The organism is Bradyrhizobium sp. S3.12.5 (assembly GCF_040548225.1).
GTDB lineage: Bacteria > Pseudomonadota > Alphaproteobacteria > Rhizobiales > Xanthobacteraceae > Bradyrhizobium > Bradyrhizobium cytisi.
In genome coordinates this window covers 157335-164267 of sequence record NZ_JBEPRF010000019.1, presented here as the reverse complement: position 1 = coordinate 164267, position 6933 = coordinate 157335, and the positions used below count along the sequence as shown (strand labels likewise).

The following is a 6933-nucleotide window of genomic DNA, read 5'->3' as shown; positions in this document are numbered from 1 at the left end:
CCAAAAGACATCGCAGGCCCTCCGTCCCAGACAGGTCGAAAGGCCTTGAATCACATCCATAAACTCCGGGGAATCACTTTCGGGCATCCCATAGCCCACAAGGGGAGAGGGTGCATCCGTGTCGCGGATAAATAAAAAAACAAAGGCGGAAACAATGCCAAGGATCGATCGGGACGGCGTCGGGATTTACTATGAAGTGCATGGCGACGGGCCGCCGCTGCTGCTCACCCATGGCTATTCCTCGACGTCGGCGATGTGGCACGGCCAGATCGACGCGCTTGCGAAGGATCACAAGCTCGTGCTGTGGGACATGCGCGGCCACGGCCAGTCCGATTATCCCGATGACCCCAACGCCTATAGCGAAGCTCTCACCGTCGGCGACATGGCGGCGATCCTCGATGCGGTCGGCGCCAGGCGCGCCATCATCGGCGGGCTGTCGCTCGGCGGCTACATGTCGCTCGCGTTTTACCGCGCTCATCCAATGCGCACGCAAGCGCTGTTGATCATCGATACCGGCCCGGGCTTCAAGAAGGACGACGCGCGCGAGGCCTGGAATGCGCGTGCGCTCGCCACCGCCGACAAGCTCGGCCGCGAAGGTCTCGACGTGCTGAAAGCGGCCACCCGCGAGCGCGCCACCGCCAGCCATCGCAACGCCAAGGGACTGGCGCTCGCCGCGCGCGGCATGCTGACCCAGCGCGACGCCAAGGTGATGGAGCTGCTGCCTGATATCAAGGTGCCATCGCTGATCGTGGTCGGTGCCGACGACGCGCCATTCCTGGCGGCGTCCGATTACATGGCGGCAAAAATCCCCGGCGCACAAAAAATCGTGATCCCCGCGGCCGGGCACGCCGTCAACATCGATCAGCCCAAGGCTTTTGTTGACGCCGTGGCGCCTTTCCTGAAGAACTTGCCGGGATAGGCGATCATCGAGGGATCACGGCAATGAAGCGGGCAATCCTGGCTGCGGGCGCAGCGCTTCTTTCAATGGCAGCGTCGGTGCAGGCCGAGCCGTTCGGCACGGTGCCGCTGCGCCATCCCTTCGTCGACACCTTGTCGAACAACACACCGTTGGCGTTCGGGATGGATGCGGGCCAGACCGCGCACGTCCTCGGGCAGCCCTTGCAATACGTCAAAGGGCGCCCCGGCAACGAGATCTATCTTGCGTTACGCGACATCGGTGGCAGTGGATTGGTGCCGTACCACCGCCACCGGCTGTTCCTGCAGTTCCGTCATGGCCGGCTGGCAGGATGGAAGGAGGATTACGGCGAGAACTGGATGTGGGAATAGGCGCGGCTGCGCCACTGCCTCCCCTCATCCTGAGGAGCTTGCGAAGCAAGCGTCTCGAAGGATGAAAGGCCCCCGCCGCTGCTACAGCTCGGCCTCTATCCTTCGAGACGCGCGCGAAGAGCGCGCTCCTCAGGATGAGGGGAGAGAGCACTGATTTCGGATCGACAAGCAAGAAGGACAACCCGCGTGGGACAAGACATCAAGCTGACGGCGTCGGACAATTTCAAGCTGGGCGCCTATCGCGCCGATCCCGCCAGCGCGCCGAAGGGCGCGGTGGTGGTGATCCAGGAGATTTTTGGCGTCAATCATCACATCCGTGCGGTCTGCGATCGCCTCGCAGGCGAAGGCTATGTCGCGATCGCGCCGTCGATCTTCGACCGCACCACGCCGGGCTTCCAATCCGGCTATACGCCCGATGAAATCGCGGAGGCGCGTAAATTCGTTGCCAATCCCGATTGGGACGCGATGCTGCGCGACACGCAAGCCGCGATCGATGCAGTGAAGAGCGTCGGCCCGGTCGGCATCATCGGCTTCTGCCTCGGCGGCAGCATCGCCTTTGTCGCGGCGACGCGGCTTACCGGCCTGAAGGCCGCGATCGGCTATTACGGCGGCGCCGTCGTGCGCTTTGTCGACGAGAAACCGAAGGTGCCGACGCAGCTGCATTTCGGCGAGAAGGACCACAGCATTCCCTTGACCGACGTCGAGACCGTCAAGGCGAAACGGCCTGAGGTCGAGGTCTTCATCTATCCCGGTGCGCAGCACGGCTTTCATTGCGACGAGCGGCCGAGCTATGACAAGGCCAGCTCCGAGATCGCCTGGCCGCGGAGCATGGAATTCTTCGCCAAGCATTTGAAATAGCCGCTGTCATTCCGGGATGCGCCGACAGGCGCAGGCCCGGAATCCATCGGACGGCGGAGTTGGTGGCGCGATGGATTCTCTGATGCGCAATTGCGCATCATAGCTCGCGACTTCGTCGCGCGCCGGAATGACGTGAGGAGGAAGCAGGAATCGGGTGGCTGGGTCACGACGCGCGGCGATAGAGCTGGCTGATCACGCCAGTTCACGCCGGGAGAGCGTCATGCAGCAGGCCAACACGAATCTCGTCATCCGCAACCCGTTCGGCACCATGGATGTGCCGGAGCCCAGCGATTCCGAAGTCATGCACTATGCCATAACCGCTACGCTGGCCGGCGATGCCGCCGATGGCAATGCGGCGCATTGGGCATCCATTCCGACGCTCTCCGACCCGCTCGAAGGCGCCTGGGCGAGCCGCTGGAACGGTGGCGCCGACCCGACCATCGCCGGCGATACGCCGGATCAATGGAAGCAGGGCCGCGCGGAGGTCCGCGTCGTAGGCGAGCGGATTTACCTGCGGTTCGATTGGGACAACGGCCGGCGGCACGGGCTGATCGATGCTGCGCGAGAGAGCGGCAATGGCCTGATCGGGAAGTACATCAACCTGACCAATCCCGCGATCATGCGGCCATGGGTCGGGCTCGTGGTCGATGCCTCGCGGATTGATGGGTGCTTTCCGAACGGACGGCTTGATTTTCGGAGGTGAAGCTCTCCGTCATTCCGGGACGTGACGAAGTCGCGGGCCCGGAATCCATCGGGCGTCAGAGTTGGTGGAGAAATGGATTCCGGGCTCGCGCTTTCGCGCGCCCCGGAATGACAGCGAGCTAGAACCAGCGCTCGGCGACGAACACGGTATCGCCCGGGCTGACGGGCGTGCCGAGCGGCACGACGGCGCGCATGGCGCCGCCGCCCTCGGTGTGGGTGACGGTCACCACGTCACGCTTGGCGCGCGGCGAGAAACCGCCGGCGATCGCCACTGCGCTTTCGACCGTCATGTTGGGCACGTAAGGATATTGGCCGGGCGCTGCGACTTCGCCGAGGATGAAGAACGGGCGGTAGGACTCGATCTCCACGGCGACCGACGGCTCGCGGATGTAGCCGTTGCGCAGACGCGCGGCGATTTCACCGGCGAGCCCTGCGGTGGTGCGGCCACGCGCCGGCACCGCGCCGATCAGCGGCATGGTGATGGAGCCGCCGGCGTCGATGGCGTAGCTGTTGGTGAGACCTTCCTGGCCATAGATCACGACGCGCAGCTTGTCGCCGGCATCGAGGTGATAGGAGGCGTCGTAGCGCATGGGTGCCGCCACCATCGGCGCCGCATAGGCGACCGGCACGGGGGCAGGACCCGACGCAAAGGAATTGCTGAGCGCGGCAATTGCGCCGCCGCCGTTGTCGGCGACGACGACCGGCTGCCGTGCGCTATAGGGCTGGCCGTAGGCCATGGCGTCGAGATCGGGACGGGACTGCACGTATGCGACAGGACCGGCGGTCTGCATGCAGCCGCCCAGGGCCAGCGCGGCGGACGCTGCCAGGATCGACCATCGAAACGCGCGTGCAACCGGCACCGGAGCCATCCCTCGGAACGAGACAGCTCCAGTGATGCACTGGTTATGGTTAATAAAAGGTTGAGGGGGTCTTTGGCGCGAAGACGCGAACCGTACACTCCGTCATGCCCGGGCTTGTCCCGGGCATCCACGCTCTTGGTGCTGCACGAAAGATCGTGGATGGCCGGGACAAGCCCGGCCATGACGAGAGTTTGGATTTCGATCAAGCGCTCACACCCACTCCGATGGGGCATGACACGCCGGTGCCGCCGAGGCCGCAATAGCCGGCGGGATTCTTCGCCAGATATTGCTGATGATAGTCCTCGGCGAAATAGAATTCGCCGGCCGGCGCGATCTCGGTGGTGATGGGCCCGAGACCCTTTGCAGCGAGCGCCTTCTGATAGAGCGCCTTCGACTCCAAGGCCGCTTGCTGCTGCGCGTCGGAGGTCGTGTAGATCGCGCTTCTGTACTGCGTACCGAAATCGTTGCCCTGGCGCATGCCCTGCGTCGGGTTGTGGTTCTCCCAGAACGTCTTCAGGAGCTTCTCGTAGGAGATCTTCTTCGGATCGAACACGACCAGCACCACTTCGGTGTGGCCGGTGCGCCCCGAGCAGGTCTCTTCATAGGTCGGGTTCGGCGTGTGACCGCCAGCATAGCCGACGGCAGTCGCGTGGACGCCATCGCCGAGCTCCCAGAATTTGCGCTCGGCGCCCCAGAAGCAGCCGAGCCCGAACACGGCCTGCTCGAGGCCTGCGGGATAGGGCGGCGCGAGCTTCGCGCCGTTGACGAAATGAGTGGTCGCGGTCGGAATCGGTTGCGCGCGGCCGGGCAGCGCGTCAGCTGCGCTCGGCAGTGCGGTGGTCTTGCGCATGAACAGCATGATCGGATCTCCGAAAAAACAAGCTGTCGCACGCCTGAGCCAGGTGCTCAGGCGGCGTGGCTCGCGATCGAGTGGGGATATAGGTCTTTACGCGCAAAGGCGCAGCCTTGTTACGGCACCGCATGCGCGAAAGCTCAGTCCCTGGAATAGCCGATCAAGGGTTTCCGCGGCCGGAACAGGATCATCAGCAGAATGCCGAGAATGCCGAGGACGGCGAACACCGGCTGGTCCAGCACCAGGCGGATCACCGAGGTCCAGAGCCAGGGCGCCTTGGCCTCGACCCAGGTCCGGACGGCGGACTGGCTGGCCTGGTTGATATCGTTCCAGAACTGGCCGAATCGGGTGAAGCGCAGGGTCTGGTCGGCCACCCAGCGGGCGCCGTCATAGACCATGAAGAAGAACCCGCCGGCCAGCAGCAACAAGCCAATCAGTCGGAAAAAGCCGCGGATCATGCTCACCCTCTATGGTCACCCGATCGGACGACCCCAAGAACGTTGAAGAAACGCTGACGAAACGCCGTCAGCCAATAGCCGGGAGGCGGCAGAAATTCAACCTCATCAGGGCGTTACGGTCCCCTTTGGCGTGCCAGGAGCCTGCCTTTCCAGCCCCCTAAAGCGTTGACGGTGCCAAAGACCCCCTCTATAAGGGCGCCAACTGGCGGTGGGCGCAATCCTGCCGCCGCTGTTCTTTGAGCAGTTGCAGGCTCTTTTGAGCCTCAGAGATGGCCGCAAGGCCTATCGCTCATGCTCCGGGAACGGCCCAGCAACCGAACACCTTAAATCCGAGCGTCGATTCCGCGGTCAAGCTGCCGGCGCTACCCGACCAAGACGCGACCGGTACCCGCAAAGGACATTGAGACCATGGCCAACACTACCTCCGCCAAGAAAGCGACGCGCAAGATCGCCCGCCGCACTGCCGTCAACAAGTCGCGCCGCACCCAGATGCGCGGTGCCGTGCGTAACGTCGAGGAAGCCATCGCGACCGGCGATCGCGCCGCCGCCGTCAAGGCGCTGGCCAACGCCGAGCCCGCGCTGATGCGCGCCGCCCAGCGCAACATCATTCACAAGAACAACGCCAGCCGCAAAGTCTCGCGCCTCACCGCGCAGATCGCCAAGCTCGCGAAGTAAACTCACGAAGTAAAGTTCGTCGAACAATCCGATCGTCTCGTTCGATCGGTTGAAGCGAGCATCGCATTCGTCAATCAGCCCGGCTTCGCGCCGGGCTTTTTGTTGCCTGTCACAATTCATCCTTGCGGTCTTTGGGCGACCAATCTTCCGTTGGAAGAGTCTTGTCGTCTTCGCTATGCTATATCCGTAATTCTACCTGTCGTTGTTTTTGCCACAGCGGAAACTTTCAGTGCAGTGCGAAAAACCCCTGCGGGGCGGGCCTAAGTTGGATTCTCGCGCGCGCGAGTTCGGCACACCGTAGTTTCCCCGGAATGCGTTTCGCGCTGGGGTTACCCTGTGAAACGCGACTCAAAAAACGATGTCTCGCTAATCACTTATCCACATAGCAGCGCCAAGCATTTGGAAAATTCGGGTGCGCGGCACGTGCGTGACGCTTTTGTAAAAAATTTTTGGCGGTGGGGGAGTCTTTGTCACACGACGTCCGGCATTTTCGAATCTGTGCACGAATCCAGAAACTTGCTCCGGAGCCTGTGAACAACTCCCGCGCGGCGTTAACGCAGATCAAGTTTTTAATCGCCTCAAGTGTGAATCAATTCCGTTGCGAGTCTTTCCGCATAGTGTATTTCTTAAGTCGTTCGCGGCGCCCACGATCTTGAGACCAGCGCGGTTTTGGAAACGGGGCGAGCGTGCAAATCGGCGGCGGTGTGCACGTAGGCGACGCTTCAACAAGCGATTGTCGGATCAAAACCCACAGCAATGTGGGAACGGTAGCTCTTTGTCAAAATGTCTCCAAGCGGGATTTTTCTCAATCTCGCCCGCGCCAGGCGCAAATGAGGGACCTTACGAAGCTACCCCGACACGCACGATGGCGTAGCCGAACGGACGAACAGTGCAGACGGGCAGGACATCGGCGACTTCAGTCGCAGTTGTCTTCTAGGACACGCAGGACCTTGTCGTGAGCAATCACGGCAGGACGGGGAGGTATCATGTCTTACGGACTCAACGCGGTATTGAAGCAAGTTTCCTTTTCCAAGTATGCCATTCTGGATCTGTCGGACATCCAGCCTCCCGCGTGTGACGCAGCGCCGAGTACGCGCTGACCTCGCGAACACCCCATCTCTGACATCGCTGATCTGACCGCGGCGTTCGCGCCGAACGGCCGGGCTATGTCCGACGATGGTCTCGCTCGAGGTCGCGCCATTGCGGAAACCCTGATGGCAGGAACTCTGCATGGCGCTCA

At 62.5% G+C, this 6933-nt stretch carries 8 protein-coding genes; 5 read left to right on the top strand and 3 right to left on the bottom strand.

What is annotated here, in order from left to right; translation table 11 throughout:
• The first annotated feature begins 154 nt into the window (after window positions 1-154).
• The 4 genes from ABIC09_RS26665 to ABIC09_RS26650 all read left to right on the top strand — a co-directional run bounded on the left by ABIC09_RS26665 (window position 155) and on the right by ABIC09_RS26650 (window position 2848).
• Window positions 155-919 (top strand): alpha/beta fold hydrolase, encoded by a 765-nt coding sequence (locus tag ABIC09_RS26665; protein ID WP_354111100.1) that lies wholly within the window; start codon window positions 155-157, stop codon window positions 917-919.
• A gap of 23 nt (window positions 920-942) precedes the next feature.
• Entirely contained in the window at window positions 943-1287 is a 345-nt protein-coding gene (locus tag ABIC09_RS26660; RefSeq protein ID WP_148750890.1) for a hypothetical protein, read from the top strand.
• Between the two features lie 186 nt (window positions 1288-1473).
• Entirely contained in the window at window positions 1474-2145 is a 672-nt protein-coding gene (locus tag ABIC09_RS26655; protein ID WP_354111099.1) for a dienelactone hydrolase family protein, read from the top strand.
• 220 nt (window positions 2146-2365) lie between these two features.
• Window positions 2366-2848, top strand: a complete 483-nt coding sequence (locus ABIC09_RS26650) for a hypothetical protein (RefSeq protein ID WP_148750891.1) — start codon at window positions 2366-2368, stop codon at window positions 2846-2848.
• Between the two features lie 118 nt (window positions 2849-2966).
• On the opposite strand, the gene ABIC09_RS26645 is transcribed toward ABIC09_RS26650, so the two are convergent.
• The 3 genes from ABIC09_RS26645 to ABIC09_RS26635 all read right to left on the bottom strand — a co-directional run bounded on the left by ABIC09_RS26645 (window position 2967) and on the right by ABIC09_RS26635 (window position 5018).
• Complete coding sequence (locus ABIC09_RS26645) at window positions 2967-3707, bottom strand: polysaccharide biosynthesis/export family protein (protein WP_148750892.1); 741 nt, start codon at window positions 3705-3707, stop codon at window positions 2967-2969.
• Window positions 3708-3909: 202 nt separating this feature from the next.
• On the bottom strand, window positions 3910-4566 hold the full coding sequence (gene msrA / locus ABIC09_RS26640; protein WP_148750893.1) for a peptide-methionine (S)-S-oxide reductase MsrA: 657 nt from the start codon (window positions 4564-4566) through the stop codon (window positions 3910-3912).
• 134 nt (window positions 4567-4700) lie between these two features.
• Window positions 4701-5018 (bottom strand): hypothetical protein, encoded by a 318-nt coding sequence (locus tag ABIC09_RS26635; protein WP_148750894.1) that lies wholly within the window; start codon window positions 5016-5018, stop codon window positions 4701-4703.
• Between the two features lie 408 nt (window positions 5019-5426).
• On the opposite strand from ABIC09_RS26635, the gene rpsT reads away from it, so the two are divergent.
• Window positions 5427-5693: a 30S ribosomal protein S20 gene (rpsT, locus tag ABIC09_RS26630; RefSeq protein ID WP_018319466.1), complete on the top strand. Its 267-nt coding sequence runs from the start codon at window positions 5427-5429 to the stop codon at window positions 5691-5693.
• The last annotated feature ends 1240 nt before the right edge of the window (window positions 5694-6933 follow it).

Bases quoted from the DNA above. Each gene is read 5' to 3' on its own strand.
- ABIC09_RS26665 (WP_354111100.1), top strand. From the start codon at position 155: ATGCCAAGGATCGATCGGGACGGCGTCGGGATTTACTATGAAGTGCAT.
- ABIC09_RS26660 (WP_148750890.1), top strand. From the start codon at position 943: ATGAAGCGGGCAATCCTGGCTGCGGGCGCAGCGCTTCTTTCAATGGCA.
- ABIC09_RS26650 (WP_148750891.1), top strand. From the start codon at position 2,366: ATGCAGCAGGCCAACACGAATCTCGTCATCCGCAACCCGTTCGGCACC.
- msrA (WP_148750893.1), bottom strand. From the start codon at position 4,566: ATGCTGTTCATGCGCAAGACCACCGCACTGCCGAGCGCAGCTGACGCG.
- ABIC09_RS26635 (WP_148750894.1), bottom strand. From the start codon at position 5,018: ATGATCCGCGGCTTTTTCCGACTGATTGGCTTGTTGCTGCTGGCCGGC.
- rpsT (WP_018319466.1), top strand. From the start codon at position 5,427: ATGGCCAACACTACCTCCGCCAAGAAAGCGACGCGCAAGATCGCCCGC.